Annotated in this window: 2 protein-coding genes; both read right to left on the reverse strand. The window is 69.0% G+C overall.

Annotated elements, in window-relative coordinates:
• The coding region (locus PV721_RS43215; protein WP_319734327.1) for a M1 family aminopeptidase at positions 1 to 1089 on the reverse strand (1089 nt) is incomplete at its 3' end.
• 93 nt (positions 1090 to 1182) lie between these two features.
• Entirely contained in the window at positions 1183 to 1548 is a 366-nt protein-coding gene (locus tag PV721_RS43220; protein WP_319734329.1) for a chorismate mutase, read from the reverse strand.
• Between the last annotated feature and the right edge of the window lie 85 nt (positions 1549 to 1633).

A 1633-nucleotide genomic window follows, 5' to 3' on the forward strand; every position in this document is an offset into this window, starting at 1 on the left:
GGGGTGGGTGGAGGGCCGCTGGTCGGCGTCGTAGCCCCAGGGCTTGCGGGTGACGCCGAAGTCGGTCCAGGTGTCGGTGAAGCGGGTGGCTTCGGTGAGGGTCTGGTAGCCCATGTACTCGGCGAAGGACTCGTTGAGCCAGATGTCGTCGAACCAGGCGAGGGTGACGAGGTCGCCGAACCACATGTGGGCCATCTCGTGGGCGATGACCATGGCCCGGGACTGGCGTTCGGTGTCGGTGACGGCGGAGCGGTAGATGAACTCGTCGCGGAAGGTGACGAGGCCGGGGTTCTCCATGGCGCCGGCGTTGAACTCGGGTACGAAGGCCTGGTCGTAGGAGTCGAAGGGGTAGGGCTCGGTGAACTTCTCCTGGTACCGGTCGAAGCAGGCCTTGGTGAGGGAGAGGATTTCCTCGGCGTCGGCGTCCATGTGGGGTGCGAGGGACCGGCGGCAGTGGATGCCGAAGGGCAGTCCGGCGTGTTCGGTCGTCACGCTGTGCCAGGGGCCGGCGGCGACGGCGGCGAGGTAGGTGGAGATGACGGGCGTCGGGGCGGAGGTCCAGATGCCGGCGCCGTCGTGATCGCGTTCGCCGGTGCGGGTGGTGATGCCGTTGGCGAGGACGGTCCAGTGGGCGGGGGCGGTGACGGTGAACTCGAAGACGGCCTTCAGGTCGGGCTGGTCGAAGGCCGGGAAGACGCGCTGGACGTCGTCCATGAACATCTGGCTGTAGAGGTACGTTTCCCCGTCCGCGGGGTCGGTGAAGCGGTGCAGGCCCTCGCCGGTGCGGGAGTAGCGCATGCGGGTGTCGAGCTGCAGCTCGTGGGGGCCCTGGGTGAGGCCGGTGAGCGGGAGGCGGTTGTCGTCGAGGGCCGCCGGGTCGAGGGGGCGGCCGTCGAGGGTGACGGAGCGCAGTTCCTGCGGCTTCAGCTCGACGAAGGTGTCGCCGGCGGTGCGGGCGGTGAACCGGATGAGGGTGGTCGAGTCGAAGGTTTCGTCGTCGTCGCCGGTGAGGTCGAGGGTGACGGCGTAGTGGTGGACGTCGAGGAGCCGGGCTCGGAGCTGCGCTTCGCTGCGCGTCAGTGCGGACATGGGGCCATGCTGCCGCAGCAGGTGACGGAGTTCGATCTTCCGCTTCCCTCTTCCGCTGCGCGGCCGCCGCTCCGGTCCACGGCTCCCGGGCGGCTACTCCTCGCCCGCAGCGATCGTCTCGTGGTGGCGGATGACCTCGGCGATGATGAAGTTGAGGAGCTTCTCGGCGAAGGCGGGGTCGAGCTTGGCGTTCTCGGCGAGCTGGCGCAGCCGGGCGATCTGGCTGGCCTCGCGGCCCGGGTCGGCGGGCGGCAGCTGGTGCCGGGCCTTGAGGTGGCCGACCTGCTGGGTGCACTTGAAGCGTTCGGCGAGCATGTGGACCACGGCCGCGTCGATGTTGTCGATGCTGTCCCGCAGGCGGGCGAGTTCGGCTGTGACGTTCTCGTCGATGCCGCCGGCGGCGCCCTTGGCGGTGCCCGCGCCCGGGCCCGCGCCGTTGTCGAGGTCGCTGATGTTCATGGTTCCCGAGAATACGTGGCGGCAAGCCCACGCAACAGGAAGACGATACGTAGGCCGTCTGCGGCCGACAAAACAAAAAGAACAG

The sequence above is a fragment of the Streptomyces sp. MB09-01 genome (assembly GCF_033794505.1).
Lineage (GTDB): Bacteria > Actinomycetota > Actinomycetes > Streptomycetales > Streptomycetaceae > Streptomyces.